This is a genomic window from Sorangium sp. So ce590, assembly GCF_051521365.1.
In the GTDB taxonomy this organism is placed as follows: domain Bacteria; phylum Myxococcota_A; class Polyangia; order Polyangiales; family Polyangiaceae; genus Sorangium.
In genome coordinates this window covers 11095033-11113956 of record NZ_CP150346.1, presented here as the reverse complement: position 1 = coordinate 11113956, position 18924 = coordinate 11095033, and the positions used below count along the sequence as shown (strand labels likewise).

The following is an 18924-nucleotide window of genomic DNA, read 5'->3' as shown; positions in this document are numbered from 1 at the left end:
CAGCGTCCGCGAGCGTCAGTGGGCGTCGGCCCAGGTCGGGCCGTGGCCGATGTCGACGACGAGCGGCACGTCGAGCGGGAAGACCGACTCCATGGCCTCCCGCACCCTGGCCTTCGCCTCGTCCACCGCCCCGGCCGGCACCTCGAACGCGAGCTCGTCGTGCACCGTGAGCACCATGCGCGCGCCGGGGACCACGGGGCGCGGGACGCGCACCATCGCGAGCTTCAAGAGATCCGCCGCCGTCCCCTGGATGGGGGTGTTCTGCGCGATGCGCTCGGCCTGGGCGCGGCGCATGCGGTCGCTGCTGCGCAGATCCGGGAGCAACCGGCGCCGGCCGAGCAGCGTGCGCACCGACTCGGAGCGCTTCGCCTCGGCCATCGTCCGCTCCATGAACTCGTGCACGCCGCGGTAGCGCGCAAAGTAGGCGTCGATGAAGCGCGCCGCCTCCGCGCGCGAGATGTCGAGGCGCTTCGCGAGCGCCGACTCGCCCATCCCGTAGATCACGCCGAAGTTGATGGTCTTGCTCCGGCGGCGCATCTCGTCCGTGACCCCCGCCTCGTCCACGCCGAAGATCTCCATCGCGGTGCGCACGTGCACGTCCTGCCCGGTGCGGAACGCGTCGACGAGCACCGGATCCTTCGACAGGTGCGCGAGCACGCGCAGCTCGATCTGGGAGTAGTCGGCGCTCACGATCACGCTGCCCGGCGGCGCGATGAACGCGCGCCGGATCATCCGCCCGAGCTCCGTGCGGATCGGGATGTTCTGCAGGTTCGGATCCTGCGACGAGAGCCGCCCGGTCGCGGCCACGGCCTGGCTCCAGCGCGTGTGGATCCGGCCCGTGCTCGGGTGCACGAGGCGCGGCAGCGCGTCGACGTACGTGCCCTTGAGCTTCGCGATGACGCGGTGCTCGAGCACCACGCCGGGGAACGGGTGGTCCTCCGAGAGCGCCTCGAGCACGTCGGCGTCGGTCGAGCGGCCGGTCTTCGTCTTGCGCTGGGAGCGCAGCTTGAGCTCGTCGAACAGCACCGCCTCGAGCTGCTTCGGTGACGCCAGGTTGATGTCGTGCCCCACCATCTCGCGCGCCTTCTGCTCCAGCGCCGCGAGCTCGGTCGTCATCTTCGCGCCGAGCTGCGCGAGCGCCTGCGGGTCGACCAGGACGCCCGTGAGCTCCATCTCTGCGAGCACCGCGGAGAGGGGCAGCTCGATCTGCATGAGCAGATCCTCGAGCCGCTCGGCGCGGAGCCGCGGGCGCAGCCGGTCGGTGAGCGAGAGCGCGACGTCGGCGAACGCCGCCCCGTAGGTCGAGGCCTCGCCGAGCTCGATCTCGTCGAGGGCGCGCTGCGCCTGCCCGCGGCGCTTCGGGACCACCTCGTCGAGGGTCTGCATCTTGGCGCCGAGCTCGCGCTCGGCGAGCTCGTGGAGCTGGTTCTTCCCCTCCGGATCGAGCAGGTAGCTCGCCAGCATCGTGTCGAAGGCGACCCCCAGAAGCCCGATGCGGTGCCGCAGCAGGATCACCTCGCAGTACTTGACGTCGTGGCCCACCTTCGGGAGCTCGGGGTCGGCGAGCAGCGGGCCGAGCACCGCGTCGATGTCGCTCATCGCGAGCTGGGCCGGCGCGCCGAGGTAGCGATGGCCCAGCGGGACGTAGGCGGCCTGCCCCGGCTCGCAGGCGAGCGCGATGCCGCAGACGTGGGCGCTCATCGGCTCGCGGCTCGTGGCGAGCACGTCGATGGCGAGGCGCCCGGCCGCGCGCGCGGACCTCGCGAAGCCCTCGAGCTCCTCGCGCGTCGCGATGACCCGGTAGGTCGCCGCGCGCGCGGCGGGCTCGGGCGCGCGAACGGCCTTCAGGAAGCGCGAGAAGCCGAGCTCGGTGAAGAGCTCCCTGAGCCTGCCGGTGTCCGCGCCGCCGTAGCGCAGCGTCTCCAGATCGAGCGAGACGGGCGCGCTGCCGTCGAGCGTCACGAGCTTCTGCGACAGGAGCGCGTCGGCCTCGTGCTGCTTGAGCGACTCGCGGATGCGAGGCTTCTTCACCTCGTCCAGGCGGGCGTAAATCGACGAGAGCGAGCCGAACTGCGCGAGCAGCTCGGCCGCCGTCTTCAGGCCCACGCCGGGGACGCCGGGGACGTTGTCCGAGCTGTCGCCGACGAGGGCGAGCAGGTCGCGCACCTGCTCCGGCGGCACCCCGAACTTCGCGACGACCTCGGGGTGGCCGTAGACCTTGTCGCGCATCGCGTCCCAGAGCATCACCCGCTCGTCGTCGACGAGCTGCATGAGATCCTTGTCGCTCGACGCGATGACCACGCGCAGCCCCCGCTCCTTGGCCCGCGCAACGGTGACGGCCACGAGATCGTCCGCCTCGAGCCCCTCCTGGATGAAGATCGGGATGCGGTACGCCTCGACGATCTCCCGGCACCGGCTCATCTGCACCCCGAGATCGGGCGGCGGCGGGGGCCGGTGGGCCTTGTAGCGGGGGTCGAGATCGTCGCGGAACGTCTTGCCCGGGGAGTCCATCGCCACGCCGAGGTACGCGGGCTTGCGCTCGTCCACGAGCTTCGAGAGCATCGCGACGGTGCCGTACGTCGCATGCGTCGGTTCGCCGCTCGGGCTCGAGAGCGGGCTGATCGCGTGGTAGGCGCGGAAGACGTAGCCCGAGAGGTCGATCAGGTAGAGGACGTCCGGAGCTCCGGCCGGGGGAAGCGCGGTAGGGCGCATGGACATGGATCGACCCTTAGCACCTCGGCGCGCGGCCGTTCATCGAACCACGACGTCGCGCTGCATTGTCACCTCGAGGACGCGCCCCTCGCGCTCGACGCCGACGGTGACGCGCGTCCCCACCGGGCCGCGGAGGCGCTGGATGCAGTCGGCGAGCGGGAGCTCCCTCGCGTTCTCGCCGTCGATGCGGACGATGACGTCGCCTTGCGCGAGCCCGGCAGACACCGCGGGCCCGCCCTCGATGAGGCCCGCGATCGTGACGCCGCTCGACGAGGCCGAGAGCATCGCGCCGATGCCCGTGAGCTCCTCGCGCGATCCGCCGTCGTCCAGCATGCGGAGCTCGATGTCGGCGCGCACCGAGCCCGCGCCGCGCGCGTCGAGGCTGGACACGATCTTGGATATGTACTCCTCGTGGCGCACGCGCACCGAGAACGGGCCGCTCGCGGGCACGCCCTGGAGCTCGTAGTCGCCGTTCGCGTCGGTGAGCGAGAGCGAGATCGCGTTCGCGCCGGACGAGGTCACGGAGTCGAGCTCGACCTGGGCCTCGACGACCGGGGCGCGCGACGCGGCGTCGACGACCCTGCCCCTCAGCGTCGCGCCCTGCGGCAGCACGATCCTCACGCGGTCGGCGACGCGGCCCGCCTCGACGTCGACGGCCGGGCTCCGCGTCGGCGGGCGGCCGGCCGCGCTCACCGTCAGCACGTAGCGGCCCGGCGCGAGCTCGTCCAACCGGAACGCGCCGCCCGGATCGGACACCTTGCGCGCGCGGCCATCGATGCTCCCGCGCGCGCCGGATCCGGCCGGCTGGAACGACTCGATCGCCAGCAGGTACGCCTCGATGGGCCTGCCCGATTGATCCACGACCTCGCCCGCGATCGCCCCCGCGGCGATCAGGTGGAGGACGTTGTCGCGGCCCGCGGCGAGGCGCGTGGGCTCGGCCTCGCCGAACGGAGGCTGCGCCGCGGTCGCGGTGCAGCCGTCGGCCTCGGGCGGCAGCTCGAAGCGCCCCCTGGCGTCAGCGCTCGCCGACACGCCCGGCTCATCGCGGCAGCTGACCACGGCGCCTGCGCTGGGGCGGCCCTCCGAATCGAGGACCACGCCGCGGACCGGCTCAGCGCGCGCGGCCGTCGTCTCGCGCGGCGGCGGCGGCGGCGGCGCCGGCTGCGGCGCCTCGACCTCGACCTCGCGCGGCTCCGCGAGCTCCGGCTGCGGCGCAGGGAGCAGCGCGGTCGCGGGCTCGCGCCGCGCTGCCATCACGGGGTCGGGGCGCGGCAGGAGCAGCCAGAAGAGGAGCGGCGCGACCAGCAGCGCCACGGACAGCAGGGCCGCGGAGAGCCAGGCCCTTCGCTGCGTGCCCGCCGTCCGGCTGTCCACCATGCCGTCCTCCGCGCCGGTTCAGCGGCCGGCGTCGGCCTGGCCGGCCGAGCCCTCATCCACGCCTTCGGGGCGCTCGCGCCCGTCGACCGGCGCGATCGCCGCCTCGTCGGTGGGGCCGAGCGCGGGGCTTTCCGGCTCGGCGGGCCACGGCGTCTCGCTGGAGGAGCCGCCGCACGCCCCGAGGAGCAGCGCAAAGGGTAGGAGCAAGGTGCCGGGCCGCATGGCCGGCATCCTAGCTCGTTTTGCCGGGGAGGTCATAACGGCTGGGCTCCTGGCCCGGCCACGAGCGAGCGCGGCGCGCGCCGGCTCAGCGCGCGGAGAGGTTCGTCCGGGCGATCCAGAGGCAGGCTGCGGCGTTGGCCGCGCACCAGACGACGAGGGCCATCCGGCCGAGGGGGCCGGCGACCTCACCGAGCACGACGACCGACGTGAGGTAGGCCGCCGTACCGACGGCGATGCCCGCGATCGCCGGCCGGAGCTTCTTCACGCCGAAGAAGATCGAGGTGAGGCCGAGCGGGATGAGCGCGTTGGCGAGCGGCAGCCAGCGGTGGACCGAGGCGCCGATCAGCAGGTCGAGGTCGGCGATCGGCCGGGCCAGCACGTCGACGACGAGGTCCACGCGCGGCAGGAGCCACGGCGCGAAGAAGAACAGCCCCGGCCCCGCCGCGAGCGCCGGGAGGAGGAAGCTCGCCTGCCACGGGCTCGTGGCGTTCGCCTCCTTCTTGCGGGCGCGGCGGCCGACCCACATCGCGAGCACGAGCAGCGCGAGCAGCCGCACGACGATGTGGCTCTGCGTGACGCGCACGACCGAGCTCGCGGCGTCGAGGATGCCGGCCCCGTAGAGGAGCCTGCCGCTGTCGGAGTCGTCGACCCTGCGCGCGCCTGAGCGGAGCGCGTCCTCGACCGCGCGCGGGTCCGACACGCCGAGGCTCACGAGCAGCGCCGCCGCGCCGGCCACGTGGGGCGCGGCCATCGAGGTGCCGCTGTACACCGGGTAGCCCTCGCACTTGTCGCGCCCGCGGTTGCAGATGGTCTGCTGGGTGACGTTCACCCCGGGCGCCGCGACGTCGACGCCCTGGCCGCGCGAGGAGAACCTCGCGATCTTGTCGTTCGCGTCGGTGGCGCTCACGCCGATGACGCCGTCGGAGGCGCCGGGGTACTGCACGCGCCCGCCGGTGTTGCCGGCCGCCGCGACGACGACCGTGCCGCGCGAGATCGCGTAGTCGATCGCGCTCTGGAGGACCTTGGAGTTGCGCGGCCCGCCGAGGCTCAGGTTGATGACGTCGGCGCCGTGCTCGGCCGCCCACCGGATGCCGTCGGCCACGTCGGCGGTCGTGCCCCAGCCGCTCTCGTTCAGCACCTTGACCGGCATGAGCCGCGCGTGGAACGCGAGCCCCACGGCCCCGAGGCCGTTGTGGGTCGACTGCGCGATCGTGCCCGCCACGTGCGTGCCGTGGCCCTGGTCGTCGTTCGCGTGGGTCGTCTTGTTGACGAAGTTCCACCCCTCCACGCACTCGGTCGAGGCCAGGTCGGTGCCCTTGGTGAACGGCCCGTGCGTCTCACACGCGATGCCGGTGTCGACCACGGCGACGGTGACCCCGCGGCCGGTGGCGAAGTCCCATGCGCGCTCGGCGCCCACGCGCGCCATGTGCCACTGGTCCTTCAGCAGCGGATCGTTCGCGACGAACGAGGCGCGCACCCAGGCGAGCGGCTCGGCCACCTCCACGCGCGGATCCTGTGCGAGCCGCTGCAGGGCCGCGCTGACCGGGCCGTCCACGGTGGCGATCTGGATCCGGGTCTCCGAGGCGAGCGCGGTCGGCACGACGCTCAGCGAGAAGTCGCGCGCGAGCGCCGCGAGCGCGCTGTCGTCGAGATCGTCGCGCGCGTCGACGACGATCTGCCCCGGGATGTCGTAGCTTGTCTCGTCGAGCTCGGAGGCTAGGCCGTGCAGCGGCTCGCCCGCGGTCGCGACCGGCTCGCTCAGGAGATCGAAGCGGTTCGAGCGATCGACATCGACGGGCAGCGCGGGGTTGGCGTACCCAGGGAGACGGGGCTCGAGCATCCCCGGAGAGCGCGCCGCGAGCGCGACCCCGGCGCCTCGGCCGTCCGTTCCGTCGGCCCTGGCCGCGCCGGCAACGGCGACCAGCGCCGCTGCCGCGAGCAGCGACGTCGCGAGCGCGCGTCCGCCTGGGTGAATGGCGGTCCCTGACCCACGCTGAAGGCGAGACTTGTGCATAGGGGTCTCCTCTTCGGCAGCGTAGCGCCGCTATCCCCGAGCAGCCATCGCTCTGGCGTCGACGTACCGCGCCTGGCGCCGACGGATCGCGCTCGTCGCGCCCGCATGCCCGCTGCGGAACGCGGCCGCCGTGTCTCCAGCGGTGCAGGGCCCCTCGCGATCGCGGAGTTCCTGGACCTCAGGACATCCCGCAGACAACCTCCCACACCGCCGCCGTACCGCACGCTCTCTGACGAGCCCGATTGCCCGCGCGCTCTGTCTCCAGCGCCCTCCCCTGCGGCTCTCTGCGTCAGCGGAATCCCCGCCCGGCGCCGTCCGGCCCGCGGCTCACATCACCTCGCCGCCGCCCACAGGCCGGCCATCCACGCTTCCACGTCGCTCACGGTCCGCGGGATATCGATCGACAGGTTCCGATATCCGGTCTCCGTGACGAGGATATCGTCCTCGATGCGCACGCCGATGCCGCGATAGCGGGCCGGGACCGTCTCGTCATCGATCTGGAAGTACAGGCCAGGCTCCACCGTGAGCACCATCCCCGGCTTGAGCTTGCCGAACTTGTAGACCTGCTGCCGCGCCTGCGCGCAGTCGTGCACGTCGAGGCCCAGCATGTGGCTCACGTTGTGGAGCGAGTACCGGCGGTAGAACTGCTTGTCTTCCCTGAGCGCCTCCTCGGCCGAGACGCTCAGGATGCCGAGCCGCTCGAGCCCCCGGGCGAGCGCCCGCATCGCCGCGCGGTTCGGCTCCATGAAATCGTTGCCCGGCTTCACCTCGTTGATCGCCGCCTCCTGCGCCTCGAGCACGAGCTCGTAGATCTCGCGCTGCTCCGGGGAAAACTTCCCGTTGATCGGCAACGTCCGGGTGATGTCGGCGGTGTAGAGCGCGTTCCCCTCGACGCCGGCGTCGAGCAGAAGGAGCTTGCCCGGCTCGAGCGCGCCGTCGTTCCTCGTCCAGTGCAGGATGCAGGCGTGGTGGCCCGACGCGGCGATGGTCCCGTAGCCGACGTCGTTGCCCTCCACCCGGGCGCGCAGGTTGAAGACGCCCTCGAGCTCTCGCTCGCTCCGCCCCCGCGGGAGCGCACGGATGACGTCCTCGAAGCCCCGCTTCGTCGACGCGACGACCGCCTCGAGCTCCTCGACCTCGAGGGCGTCCTTGAGGAGGCGCATCTCCGAGAGCGCCTCGCCGAGCTGCTTGTCGCGATCGTGCCGGGCGAGGAGCTTGTCGACGCGCTCGGACATGCCGCGGAGCACGCGGTGCGGACGCGTCACCGTGCCGACGAGGCCGCTCAGGTACGCGTCCAGCTCGGGGAGCCCGCGGCACTCGTCGACGCCGAAACGCGCGCGGCTCTGCTCGACGCCCAGGCGGGGGCCGACCCACAGCTCTCCCTTCGCGCGATCGGTGAAGAACGTCTTGTCGCTGCGCCCGGGGTTCGGCTCGACGAAGAGGATGTCCCGGTGCCCGCCCCCCTCCTGCGGCTGCAGGACGAGCACGCAGTCAGGCTCGAGGTTGCCCGTCAGATAGAAGAAGTCCGAGCCCGGGCGAAAGCGGTAGTGCGTGTCGTTGGCGCGCACCTTCTCGTGCCCCGTCGAGAGGACGAGCGTCTCCGCCGGGAAGAGCTTCGAGAGGGCGCGGCGGCGGGCAGCGAACACCTCGGCGTGCGCGATCGGCTCGGGGAGCTCGCTGGGAGCCGGCGCCCAGCGGTCCAGCATGAACGCGATCAGGGCCTCCGGCAGCGTCGAGTCGTGGCTGGCCGGCTTGGCCTCGGCACCGGCGACCGCAGCGACGGGCGCCTCGGCCGGGCCGCTGCCGGTGGGCGCGCTGGGGGCAGGCTCTGCCTGGAGAGGGGCGGCGCTGGTCTCGGGCGTATGGCTCATGGGGCTCAAACTATGGGTCGATCGGGCAGGGTCGTTCAAGCCAAAGCGCGCGCCCGACCCGCCGCGCGGATCGTCCCCTACGGGCGGCGGCGCCTCAGGCGACCGAAGCGCCGCCGTCGACCGCGAGGATCTGGCCGGTGATGAAGTCGTTTTCAGCAAGGAACACCACGGCGCGCGCGATGTCTTCGGCCTCGCCGAGGCGCCGGAGCGGGATGCGCTCGCGAAGGCGAGCGAGCGTGGCCTCGTCGTAGGAAGAGGGCGGCAGGACTGTCCCGGGTGCGATGCCGTTGACGCGCACGTCAGGCGAAAGCCCCACCGCGAGGCCGCGGACGAGGTGGGCGAGCGCGGCCTTGGAGACCGAATAAGGGATGTAGTTCCTCCACGGGCGCTCGGCGCTCACACAGACGACCGCGACGACGCTTCCGTGGCAGGCGCGGAGCGCAGGAGCGAGCTCGAGCGTGAGCAGGTACGGCGCGGTGGCGTTGAGCGCCATGGCGCGGTCCCAGGCGTCGGCGGAGAGCTCGGCCGGCGGGACCCGCTCGAAGTTCGCCGCGTTGTGGACGAGCAGGTCGAGCCGACCGGACGACCAGTCGAGCACCGCACGGGCCAGCGCGGCGACCGCCTCGCGATCGTAGAGGTCCGCCTGGAGCGCGACGGCGCGCCGGCCGAGCGAGCGCGCCTCGTCGACGACGGCGTCCGCGCCGGCGCCGCTCGTGGCGTAGTGGACGGCCAGGTCGGCCCCCGCGGCTGCGAGCGCTCGGGCGGTCGCAGCGCCGAGGCGCGTACCGGCGCCGGTCACGAGGGCGACACGGCCGGTCAAGGGAACGTGGGGCATGGACGCCGTTTAGCCGATGTGGCGCCGCGTGCGTCGAAGGGACAGCATCGATGGCGGTCAGGGCCGCGAGCGGACGGCCCGAGGGCGAGGGTCACGTCGCGGTCTCTCGAGCTCGGCGTCCATGGCGCCCTCCTGCCCCGCCCGCCTCGCAGGCTCCTGCCTCGGTGCTCCGACGCGCGCGCCCGCTGTCGCCGTTTTTTTCTCCCGTGACGCGCCCCGTGGCACGCTGCGCCGGCTTTGACGATGCCCCCCCCGACACGCCGAAGCTCCGCCCCGGAGCGCTCCAGGGAGCCGACGTGGCGCCTGTGCGCCCTCGCCGCCGCGCTGCTGTGCGCCGCGGGATGCAGGGAGAAGCTCGACTCCATCGATCTGCCCGGCCTCGATCTGCCCGGCCTCCATGGGCCTGACACCGGCACTGCCGCCGCGCCGGCGAGCGCCGCCCCGCGAGCCCAGAGCCCCCCGCGCGCTGTCGCCGCCAAAAGCGCCGCCCCGGCGGGCGCGCCGTCGCTCGACTGCGACGAGCTGCCGTCGGAGGAGGAGGAGCGGCGCGCGCAGCTGCCGCCCCTGACGGCGCTCGGGAAGGCCGTGCCCGTGGAGCCGTGGACCCCGCCGCCGTACGAGGTGCTGCCGGGCGTGATGCTCCCCGCGAAGATCGCCGCGAAGCTCGAGCAGATCGACCGGGAGTACGCGCGGCGCACGCGCGAGCACCTCGTGATCACGAGCGGGACACGCGACGCGAACCGACAGGCCAGGGCGATGTTCACGAAGCTCAGGCTCGGCGAGGATCTCCTCAAGCTCTACCGGAACAAGGCGGCGATCCAGGAGATCAAGAAGGCATACAAGGCGCGCTCGGGCAAGCCGCCGGAGCAGGTGGTCGCCGCCATGGAGGCCGTCATCCAGGACCAGATCGACCGGGGGATCTACGTCTCTGCGCACCTGCGCCGAGGCGCCGTGGACGTGCGCAACAGGACCATGTCGCCGAAGGAGAAGCGCGCGTTCCTCGAGAGCACCGCGGAGGTCGGGGGCGTCCTGGTCATCGAGGAGACGACGCCCGCGCACTACCACCTGCAGATCGACTGACGGGCGGATTCACGACGAGCATTCGAGATCACCTGAGCGCAGGCGCGCGGCGGCGCCGAGCCTGCGCTCGCCTCGTCGATCGGCCGGCCGCGGGGCTCACAGACCGGCGATCGGGCCGCTCGCCGGGTCGCCGTACTTCGACAGCTCGACGCCGAAGTAGTTGATGATCGAGCAATGGAGCCCGCCGGTAGGCGCGTTGTTCGCGCGGACGGCGCGGCCTGTCTGGAAGCCCCCCACGTGTCCGGCCAGCATGATGGGCATGTTCTTCCGACCGTGGGAGTCGCCATCGCCGTTCTCGGACGTGTAGAGCACGAGCGACTCGTCGAGGAGGTTACCTGTCGCCGTGGTGGCGGCCTTCATCGCGTTGAGCAGGTAGGCGAAGCGGCGCACCTTGAACCGCGAGGTCTGGACGACGCGGGCGTTGGCGATGCGCATCGCCTCCGCTTGCGGCAGGCCGTCGAGATCGGTCGCGCGATCGCGGTCGCCGAGCTTGTGCGAGATGAAGTGGTCGCTCCAGTCCCCCACGCCGTCGGGCAGGTCGTAACCGGCGAAATCGAGGCCCCAGCTGTTCGAGTACTGCAGGACGAGCACCCGCGTCAGGTCGCAGGTGAGCGCGAGCAGCCCGAGATCGATCATCTGCTTGAACTTGCCGTGCAGGTCGAGCCCCCGCGGGGGCTCGCCGGGGACGGTGCAGCTCGACTGGGTCGTGGACTGGATCTGCTTCTCCAGCTCGAACACCGACTCGAGGTGCTGCTCCACGCGCGCCCGGTCCGCCGCGCCGAGGCGCTGGTTCAGCCGCCTTGCGTCCTCTCTCACCCAGTCGAGGACGCTGGCGCGGCGCCGCCGGATGTCGTCCATCCCCTCGCTCGGCTCGCCCAGGTTGCTGAAGAGCGTGTCGAACAGGCGGGACGGGTCGCGGAAGGCGTCCTCGACCTGACCGCCCTCCCGGAACGAGGTGAAGCCCTGTGTGACCGCCGTGTCGCCCGTGGGCGACACGTTGATGCTGCGGTAAGGGGTCTCGGCCGCGATGTGATCGGCCAGGTACTGGTCGAGCGTGGCCTTGCGCGGGACGGACTGTCCGCCGCCGTCGGTGTGGGCGCAGAGCGCCATCGCCGGGCTGTGGATCTCGGAGCAGATGACCTGGTGGTCGACGTCGGACACCATCGTGACATCGCGCCAGATCGGATCGCCCGCCGGCCACTCGCGCTCGGCGGCGAAGCCCTTCATGTCCACGAGGGCCGGCGTCAGCCCCTCGGCCGAGAGCGGCCCCGCCGTGCGCGGGTGCCACGCGCCGGGGTCGGTGCCGTTGGGAACGAAGAAGGCCACGAAGCGCTTCGGATCCGCCGGCGCGGCGCTGGCGCGCTGCGGTCGCATCGCGTCGAGGAACGGCAAGGCGACCGCGACGCCGGCGCCGCGGAGCAGAGCTCTTCTCGAGATCTTCACTGGCGACACTCCTCTTCCATCATCGGTCGGACGGGTTGCGAGCACATCACTCTGGCGCCCTTCGCAGCCGGAACGCCGGAGACTGCACGATGGCGGTCAGGAAGGAGCGGAACCGGTTGCCGTCCTGCGCGAAGCTCTCCGCGGCGGCGTCGATGGCGCAGCGATCCTCGACCGCCGGCTCGCGTCCCTGGGTGTACGTGAACAGCTTCTCCGCGACGCACGCGGCCAGCTTCGGGCTCTGCCGGAGCTCCGCCGCCAGGGCGGCGAGCGAGTCGAACGACTCGTTGGCTGCGCCCTGGAGGCGCGGCTCGATCCCGAACTCGTCGATAGCGATGCTCCCGTCGTACCGCCCCTGCTTGTCGTACTGGGCGAACCCGACGCCGATCGGATCGATGCGCGCATGGCAGCCGGCGCACCCGGCCTGCGTGTTGCGCTTCTTGACGACGTCGAGGTAGCTCAGCCCGGCGAGCTCGCTCTCCAGCTCCTCGAGGAGCCCGGCGGGGATATGGATCTTCTCGCAGAGAAAGGCCTGCCGGAGCCACTGGCCGCGCACGGAGATGAGGTCGCCGTCGTTCTTGGCGCTGATCAGGCTGGCGTGCGTGAGCAGCCCGGTGTTCGCCCGGTGGTGGTCGTCCGGAAACTCCACGCGCGTCATTCCGTCGTCCGGCGCCTCCATGCCATAGAACTTCGCGAGCGCCGGGCTGATGTACGTGTGATTCGCGGTGAGCGCGTCGAAGAAGTCGACGTCCGGGGTGAAGGCGTGCTCGTCGAGCAGGAGCTCGCTCTCGGTGATCATGTCCCCCAGGAGGGCGGGCGTCGACGCGTCCGGGTTGGCCGGCGGGCGGAGCTGCTCGAACGTCAGCCACTGCTTGAAGAAGGCGTTGTAGAAGCGCGGGGTCCGCTCGTCTTCGACCATCTCCTCCGCGACCGCGAGGAGCCCCTTCGGGGTGTCGAGCTCGCCGGCCTCTGCGCGCGACAGGAGCGCTGCGCTCGGGGACCGGCCCCACAGCGTGAACGACAGCCGGGAGGCGAGCTCGAGCGGCGACAGGGGCGACGTCTCCGCGCCGGTCGCGCCGACCTCGATCCGGAACAGGAAGCTGGGCGAGGTGAGCAGCGCCTCGATGACGAAGCGAAACGCGTCCGCCCTGTCCTGCGCGACCTCGCTCGCCCGCCCGACCAGATCGCTCACCTCCTCGGAGGACAGCGGCCTCCGATACGCGAGCTTGCCGAAGCGCTGCACGAAGCGCTCGAGGCAATCGGAGGCCTCCGGCTCGCAGCCGAGCACCGAGGCCCGGCGCGCCTCGTCGGCCATGAGCTCCTGCCCGAGCGCCTCCGCCGTCCCCAGGTAGGCCCGAAGGTGCTGATCCGACACGTTCTGGAGGGCGGCGATCGTCCGGAATCCGCCCTGACCGGTATCTTCCGGGATACTGTCGACGACGGGCGGCTCGGCGAGCTCGAACAGGTCCTGGAGCGTCAGCTGGTACTCGAGCCGCGACAGGCGGCGCAGGACGCTGGGGCTCGTTCGAGCGACACTGCAGTCTTGCGCTGTGGGCTGCCCCGTGACGGGGTCGATCAGCGTGCCGTCGTCAGAGCTGCCGTCGCCGAGCTGCCCGGTACAGGCAACCGCCGTCAGACAGAAGAGCGCCATCGCGGACACGCCCGCCGCGAGGGAACGCCGGTGGAACGGTACCGATCGATCGGTGTCGGGCGGCATTGTCTTGCTCATGGAGTGACCAGCCATTCAGGTGGAGCGCACCTGACGCACGCCGAGGCATTCCGGCGATGCGCCACGTCGTGGTCTGAGGCGAACTTTCGAAGCAAGGCGGAACGTGCGCGCCCCGGCGTCAGCTCGGGGCAGGGGCTACATTCCCATAGCACGCTCTTCTGATCACCGCATGGCGCGGATCGCTGGCTGCCACGCCGCTGGCTCGCGTCGAGCCAGCGACGCGCGACGGAGCACGGGGAGCCCGGCTGAGAACAGCACGTCGGCATGGCGACCGAATCGTACCGTCGCTGTATAAATCAGCTCACCTGGCTTACCCGATATCGAAGATCACTCCTTGCCTCGGCGAGGACTCGATGACGTCGGCTCCACGGCACGTGGTGGCCCTATTTGCTCCGGAGTGATGCACATGAAGGCGGGAAGGGCATTGATCTTTTCTTCCCGCCTCCCCGCCTTCATGTTCAAATCCGGCCACCACCAGCTCAGCTGCTTTCGAGGCACCGTCTCCGGTCCCCGCCGGCGAGCTGCGCGTGCTCTGAAACCGGCCTTCCGCCGCTCAGCGCGACGAGCTGCTCGCCGCCGGGATGGCCGTCCTCGGCCCCGGGCCCGATCGCGCGCCTCCCTTGATGCGCGCCTCGGTCACGACCTCGTCCCACTGCGCGTCGTAGCCCTCGAAGTGGACCCGGTAGGAGCCACGGGCGACGACGCCGGTGACGATCGCCGGCTTGTACGACCCCTTCCACTCGACCTCGATGCGGTCGCCGACCTTCCGCGCGCCGGCGTCGGCGGAGGCGCGCTGCTCCTCCTCGCGGAGGCGCCGGGCGCTCCCCTCGTGCAGACACTGCTCGCGGTGGCAGGCGAGGCCGGAGGCGCAGTCGTCGTCAGCGCGGCACGGAGACCCGAGCGGCGCATTCTTCCCGCAGGCAGCGAGCGCCGCGGGCAAGGAGGCCACGATCACGAGCGCCCTCAGGAAGGTAACGGCTCGAACGCGCACGACACGGCATCCCAGCAGAGCGGCCGCTGCCCGACAACAGGGATCGCAACGCCCGTGAGGGGCATCGCCTCCCCTCCGCCCGGCCCCCAGCGCCCCGGGCGCACACCGCAGCCTCTCCCGGGCCTCGGATCGCTGCCCCGGGCACGCCGCAGCCCCACCCGCGCCGCCCCGCGCCTTCGCCTCCCCCGGCGAGCCGCGCCCCTGTCAGCGGGGCCGCCCTCTGCTATGGTCGCCCCCGCCGTGCGTCTGCTCGCCGCCCTCGCGCCCGTGGCCCTGCTCGTCGCGGCGGCGCCGCTCCTGGGCTGCGGCGCCGCGCCCGCGACGGACGCGGGCGTCTGCGCGGGCGCGGGCGTCTGCGGCGCCCACTACTGCGTCGCGGGGCGCTGCCGGCCGCCGAGCGCCCTCCCCTCGCCCATCGATGCGCGCCGCTTGCTGCTCCGGCCGGCAGACCTGGCCGTGATCGCGGAGAACGGCGACGCCGCGGCCACGCCCGGCGTCCCCGACGCGATCGCGCTCGGGCGCGCCGGGACCGGCGACATCGTGCTGCTGCTCCGGTTCACGCCGACCTTCGGCGTCGACGCCGACATCGCGAGCGCCTTCGTCCTGCTGGAGCCAGCCCCGCTGGCGCCGCCCGCCGAGCGCGCGGTCACCCTGGAGGTGGCGCGCATCCTCGAGCCGTGGCGCTCCGAGACGGCCACGTGGGGCCGGCAGCCGCGCCTGTCGATCCCGGAAGCCGCCGCCATCGCGCGGCGCCGCCCGGCGACGCCGCTGCGGATCGACGTCACCTCGCTCGTGCGCGACTGGGCCAGGCGGCGCAAGGACGACCACGGCATCGCCATCCTCGCGCCGGGCAAAGACGCCGTCGGGGCGGCCTACTCGATGGGCACCTCCCAGGGCGCCGGCCCCCTCCTCGAGGTGTACGTACGGTGAGCACCGGCCAGGACGACGAGGGCGACGAGGACGACGACCTCGGCGCGCGGAACTCGCTCCCCCTTCCCCTCATCCGCCACGACGGCGGCTGGCGCAGGCCCTCCACGCCCAGCACCCCGCCCGCCGCACCGCCCGCGTCCGGCGCGCCGCTCACCCCCGGCGCGCCGCCCGCGTCCGGCGCGCCGCTCACCCCCGGCGCGCCGCCCCTCGCGCGCGGCCCCCACGATGACGACGACGAGCCCGCCGTCACCCAGCGCTCGACGGCGAGCGTGCGCCCACTCCCGCTCCGCCGCGCCGCGCCGCCGCCGGCGCCCGGGGAGGCCCCGCCGCCCGCGCTGCTCCGGGTGAGCGACCTGCGCGTCTCGTTCACCGCCGACGGCCGCGTCACCCGCGCCCTCGACGGCGTGTCGTTCACGGTGCCGCGCGGGAGCAGCGTCGCGCTCGTCGGCGAGTCGGGGTGCGGCAAGACGGTGACCGCGCTCAGCATCCTGCGGCTGCTGCCCGCGCCCTACGCGGCCGTCGACGGCGGCGCGATCGAGCTCGAGGGCCAGGACCTCCTCGCGCTGAGCGAGCGCGAGATGCGCGCCGTGCGCGGCGGGAAGATCGGCATGATCTTCCAGGAGCCGATGACCTCGCTGAACCCCGTCTACACGGTCAGCGCCCAGATCGCCGAGGCCGTCCGGCTGCACCTGCCCATGTCCCGCGGCGCCGCCCGGCTCTACGCGGTGAGCCTCCTGCGCAAGGTCGGCTTCCCCGAGCCCGAGGTGCGCGCGAACAGCTATCCGCACGAGCTGTCCGGCGGGATGCGCCAGCGCGTCATGATCGCGATGGCCCTCGCGGCAGGGCCCTCGCTGCTCATCGCCGACGAGCCGACCACCGCGCTCGACATGACCACGCAAGCGCAGATCCTGGACCTCCTCGATCGGCTCAAGGCCGAGACGTCGATGAGCCTCCTGCTCATCGCGCACGACCTCGCGGTGGTCGGCGAGCTCGCGGACGAGATCGTCGTCCTCTACGCCGGCGTCGTCGTGGAGCGAGGGCCGGCGCGCAACGTGCTCGCGGCGCCGTCGCACCCGTACACGCGCTCGCTCCTCAGGAGCGTCCCGGCGCGCGGGTTCCGCCCGCCCCGCGTGCGCGGCCAGCGGGCGCTGCGCCTGCCGACCATCCCGGGCGGGCTCCCCGATCTGCGCGATCCGCCGCGCGGCTGCCGCTTCAGCGACCGCTGCGACGCCGTGTTCGATCGCTGCCGCGTGGAGGCGCCGGACATGTACGCCGTCCCGCCCGGCGCGGGGCACCACGCGGCGCGGTGCTTTCTCCTCGCAGGCCCGGGGCGCGCGGGCGACGAGGGCGCCGCGTGACGCGCGACAGCGGCCTCCCGCCGCCCTCCCCGTCGCCCGGCCCGAGCGACGGCGCCGGCGCGGCGCGCCCGGACAGCATGCGTCCGGACAGCATGCGTCCGGACAGCGGCCGCCCCGACAGCGGCCGCCCGGAGAGCATGCGCTTCGACAGCGCGCGGGGCGAGCGGCCGCTCGTCCAGGCGGAGGGGCTCTCGAAGCTGTACCCGGTGCAGCGCGGTCCCTTTGCGAAGCCGGCGTTCGTGCAGGCGGTCGACGGGGTGAGCTTCCACATCCACCGCGGCGAGACGCTCGGCCTGGTCGGCGAGTCGGGCTCCGGCAAGAGCACCCTCGGGCGCCTCGCGATCCGGCTCATCGAGCCCACGGTCGGCCGCGTCCTCTTCGACGGCGTGGACCTCACCGCCCTCTCGGCGCGCGCGCTCAGGACCATGCGCCGGCGGATGCAGATCGTCTTCCAGGACCCGTACGGCTCGCTCAATCCGCGCATGACGCTGCGCGAGATCGTCGGCGAGGGCCTCGTGATCCACCGCCTCGCGCGGAGCCGCGACGAGGAGACCGCGATGGTCGAGGGCGTGCTCCAGAAGGTCGGGCTGCGGCCGGACATGATGGGGCGCTTCCCCCACGAGCTCTCCGGCGGGCAGCGGCAGCGGGTCGCGATCGCCAGGGCGCTCGCCGTGCGCCCGGATTTCATCGTGTGCGACGAGCCCGTGAGCGCGCTCGACCTCTCGGTCCAGGCCCAGATCGTCAACCTGCTCGAGGAGCTCCAGGACGAGCTCTCGCTCGGCCTCCTGTTCATCTCGCACGATCTCCGCGTCATCCAGCACGTGAGCCACCGCGTCGCCGTGATGTACCTCGGCCGGATCGTGGAGCTCGGCCCGGCGCAAGGCGTTGTCGAGCAGCAGCACCACCCGTACACGCGCGCGCTCTTCGAGGCGACGCCGTCGATCGAGCGAGGGGGCAAGGCGCGCCGCCTGTTGCCGGGCGCGCCGGCGAGCGCGATCAACCCGCCCGAGGGCTGCGTGTTCCACCCGCGCTGCCGGAAGGCGGAAGAGGGCAAGTGCGACGTCGAGATCCCGCCGCTCGAGGAGCTCGTCCCCGGGAGCGGCCACCGCGTGGCGTGCTGGTACCCCGAGGGGGCGTGACCGCGGCGGCCCGACCTGGCACAGCCGAGGCCCCGGTGCGCCGCGAGCCCGATGTGATTGATCGGGTGTAGCGGCGACGATCGGGGAGCAGAACGATATATATACCACAGAGATACAGAGACACAGAGGGAATGAGGAACAGGCGCTCTGTGCTTGCATGCGCCTCTGTGGCTCGGCTCTCGCGCTTTCTGCTAAGGTCCGCGCACCATGCACGCCTGGCGCGGACACGCCTTCGGCTCCCCCGAGATCCTCGTCTGGGAAGAGGTGGACGACCCCCCGCTCGCCGAGGGGGAGGTCCGGATCGAGATCGCCGCCTCCGCGATCAACTTCCCCGACGTGCTCTTCACGGCAGGCGCCCATCAGGTCAAGCCGACTCCGCCGTTCATCCCCGGCTTCGAGGTCGCCGGCGTCGTCGTCGAGAGCCGCGAGCCGTCGCTGCGGCCGGGCACCCGCGTGGCCGCGACGCTGCCCGGCTCGGGAGGGTACGCGACCCACGTGATCGCAGGCCCGCGCACGACATACACGCTCCCCGACGGCATGCCGTTCGAGGACGCGGCGGCGCTGACCATCACGTACCAGACAGGCTACCTCGCGCTGCACCGCCGCGCCGGCATCAAGCCCGGCGACACGGTCCTCGTGCACGCCGGCGCAGGCGGCGTCGGCAGCGCGGCGATCCAGCTCGCCAAGGCGGCCGGCGCGACCGTCATCGCGACCGCCGGCGGAAAGGAGAAGGGGGCGGTCTGCCGCGCGCTCGGGGCAGACGTCGCGATCGACTACCGGCACGAGGACTTCGTCGCCCTCGTCAAGGAGCGGACCTCGGGCCGAGGGGCCGATATCATCTTCGACCCCGTCGGCGGAGACGTCTTCGACCAGTCCACCAAGTGCGTCGCCTTCGAGGGCCGCATCCTGGTGATCGGCTTCGCCTCAGGCCGCTTCCCCGCGGCGCGCGCAAACCACCTGCTCGTCAAGAACTACGCGGTCATCGGCGTCTACTGGGGCACCTACAGCCGCGCCGAGCCCGCCGTGACGCGGAGCGCGCAGGACGCGCTCTATGCGATGTATGGAAAGGGCGCGATCAAGCCGCTCGTCTCCGCCGCGCTGCCGATGGCGGACGCGAAGGCCGCCATGACGGCGGTCGCGTCCCGCGCGACCACCGGCAAGGTGGTGCTCACCACGCAGCGATGAGGGGCGCCGCCGCCGCTCGGGCGAGCGGCAGCGGCACGGGG

General features: G+C 72.6%; 14 protein-coding genes. 5 read left to right on the top strand and 9 right to left on the bottom strand.

What is annotated here, in order from left to right:
* Window positions 1-15: 15 nt before the first annotated feature.
* From polA to WMF28_RS42135, 6 genes are all read right to left on the bottom strand, one after another.
* On the bottom strand, window positions 16-2718 hold the full coding sequence (polA, locus tag WMF28_RS42160; protein ID WP_437599398.1) for a DNA polymerase I: 2703 nt from the start codon (window positions 2716-2718) through the stop codon (window positions 16-18).
* 33 nt (window positions 2719-2751) lie between these two features.
* Window positions 2752-4089 carry a carboxypeptidase regulatory-like domain-containing protein gene (locus WMF28_RS42155; RefSeq protein ID WP_437599397.1) on the bottom strand — a complete coding sequence of 446 codons (1338 nt, stop codon included), beginning with the start codon at window positions 4087-4089 and terminating at the stop codon, window positions 2752-2754.
* A gap of 18 nt (window positions 4090-4107) precedes the next feature.
* Entirely contained in the window at window positions 4108-4311 is a 204-nt protein-coding gene (locus WMF28_RS42150; RefSeq protein WP_437599396.1) for a hypothetical protein, read from the bottom strand.
* 85 nt (window positions 4312-4396) lie between these two features.
* Complete coding sequence (locus tag WMF28_RS42145; RefSeq protein ID WP_437599395.1) at window positions 4397-6325, bottom strand: S8 family peptidase; 1929 nt, start codon at window positions 6323-6325, stop codon at window positions 4397-4399.
* Between the two features lie 332 nt (window positions 6326-6657).
* Window positions 6658-8196, bottom strand: coding sequence for an aminopeptidase P family protein (locus WMF28_RS42140; RefSeq protein ID WP_437599394.1), 1539 nt, complete (start codon window positions 8194-8196; stop codon window positions 6658-6660).
* A 94-nt stretch (window positions 8197-8290) separates the two neighbouring features.
* Window positions 8291-9031 (bottom strand): SDR family oxidoreductase, encoded by a 741-nt coding sequence (locus WMF28_RS42135; protein WP_437599393.1) that lies wholly within the window; start codon window positions 9029-9031, stop codon window positions 8291-8293.
* Between the two features lie 243 nt (window positions 9032-9274).
* Between WMF28_RS42135 and WMF28_RS42130 the strand changes: the two genes are divergently transcribed.
* On the top strand, window positions 9275-10111 hold the full coding sequence (locus WMF28_RS42130; protein WP_437599392.1) for a hypothetical protein: 837 nt from the start codon (window positions 9275-9277) through the stop codon (window positions 10109-10111).
* A 96-nt stretch (window positions 10112-10207) separates the two neighbouring features.
* Here the strand turns inward: WMF28_RS42130 and WMF28_RS42125 are convergent, their stop codons facing one another.
* The 3 genes from WMF28_RS42125 to WMF28_RS42115 form a co-directional block, all read right to left on the bottom strand.
* The gene (locus WMF28_RS42125; RefSeq protein WP_437599391.1) at window positions 10208-11554 is read right to left on the bottom strand and encodes a DUF1552 domain-containing protein; all 1347 of its coding nucleotides are present in this window, start codon (window positions 11552-11554) and stop codon (window positions 10208-10210) included.
* 46 nt (window positions 11555-11600) lie between these two features.
* A complete protein-coding gene (locus WMF28_RS42120; protein ID WP_437599390.1) occupies window positions 11601-13280 on the bottom strand; it encodes a DUF1592 domain-containing protein in 1680 nt (559 codons plus the stop codon).
* Window positions 13281-13833: 553 nt separating this feature from the next.
* The gene (locus WMF28_RS42115) at window positions 13834-14271 is read right to left on the bottom strand and encodes a hypothetical protein (protein WP_437599389.1); all 438 of its coding nucleotides are present in this window, start codon (window positions 14269-14271) and stop codon (window positions 13834-13836) included.
* 240 nt (window positions 14272-14511) lie between these two features.
* Between WMF28_RS42115 and WMF28_RS42110 the strand changes: the two genes are divergently transcribed.
* The 4 genes from WMF28_RS42110 to WMF28_RS42095 all read left to right on the top strand — a co-directional run bounded on the left by WMF28_RS42110 (window position 14512) and on the right by WMF28_RS42095 (window position 18883).
* Window positions 14512-15201: a DNRLRE domain-containing protein gene (locus WMF28_RS42110; protein ID WP_437599388.1), complete on the top strand. Its 690-nt coding sequence runs from the start codon at window positions 14512-14514 to the stop codon at window positions 15199-15201.
* Window positions 15198-16559 (top strand): ABC transporter ATP-binding protein, encoded by a 1362-nt coding sequence (locus WMF28_RS42105; RefSeq protein ID WP_437599387.1) that lies wholly within the window; start codon window positions 15198-15200, stop codon window positions 16557-16559. Before WMF28_RS42110 ends, WMF28_RS42105 begins: the two co-directional genes overlap by 4 nt.
* The gene (locus tag WMF28_RS42100) at window positions 16556-17698 is read left to right on the top strand and encodes an ABC transporter ATP-binding protein (RefSeq protein WP_437599386.1); all 1143 of its coding nucleotides are present in this window, start codon (window positions 16556-16558) and stop codon (window positions 17696-17698) included. Before WMF28_RS42105 ends, WMF28_RS42100 begins: the two co-directional genes overlap by 4 nt.
* A gap of 207 nt (window positions 17699-17905) precedes the next feature.
* Entirely contained in the window at window positions 17906-18883 is a 978-nt protein-coding gene (locus WMF28_RS42095; protein WP_437599385.1) for an NADPH:quinone oxidoreductase family protein, read from the top strand.
* Window positions 18884-18924: the final 41 nt, after the last annotated feature.

What these genes read in the sequence shown, in the direction of transcription:
- polA (WP_437599398.1), bottom strand. Translation starts at nt 2,718, where the DNA reads ATGTCCATGCGCCCTACCGCGCTTCCCCCGGCCGGAGCTCCGGACGTC.
- WMF28_RS42155 (WP_437599397.1), bottom strand. Translation starts at nt 4,089, where the DNA reads ATGGTGGACAGCCGGACGGCGGGCACGCAGCGAAGGGCCTGGCTCTCC.
- WMF28_RS42150 (WP_437599396.1), bottom strand. Translation starts at nt 4,311, where the DNA reads ATGCGGCCCGGCACCTTGCTCCTACCCTTTGCGCTGCTCCTCGGGGCG.
- WMF28_RS42145 (WP_437599395.1), bottom strand. Translation starts at nt 6,325, where the DNA reads ATGCACAAGTCTCGCCTTCAGCGTGGGTCAGGGACCGCCATTCACCCA.
- WMF28_RS42140 (WP_437599394.1), bottom strand. Translation starts at nt 8,196, where the DNA reads ATGAGCCATACGCCCGAGACCAGCGCCGCCCCTCTCCAGGCAGAGCCT.
- WMF28_RS42135 (WP_437599393.1), bottom strand. Translation starts at nt 9,031, where the DNA reads ATGCCCCACGTTCCCTTGACCGGCCGTGTCGCCCTCGTGACCGGCGCC.
- WMF28_RS42130 (WP_437599392.1), top strand. Translation starts at nt 9,275, where the DNA reads ATGCCCCCCCCGACACGCCGAAGCTCCGCCCCGGAGCGCTCCAGGGAG.
- WMF28_RS42120 (WP_437599390.1), bottom strand. Translation starts at nt 13,280, where the DNA reads ATGAGCAAGACAATGCCGCCCGACACCGATCGATCGGTACCGTTCCAC.
- WMF28_RS42095 (WP_437599385.1), top strand. Translation starts at nt 17,906, where the DNA reads ATGCACGCCTGGCGCGGACACGCCTTCGGCTCCCCCGAGATCCTCGTC.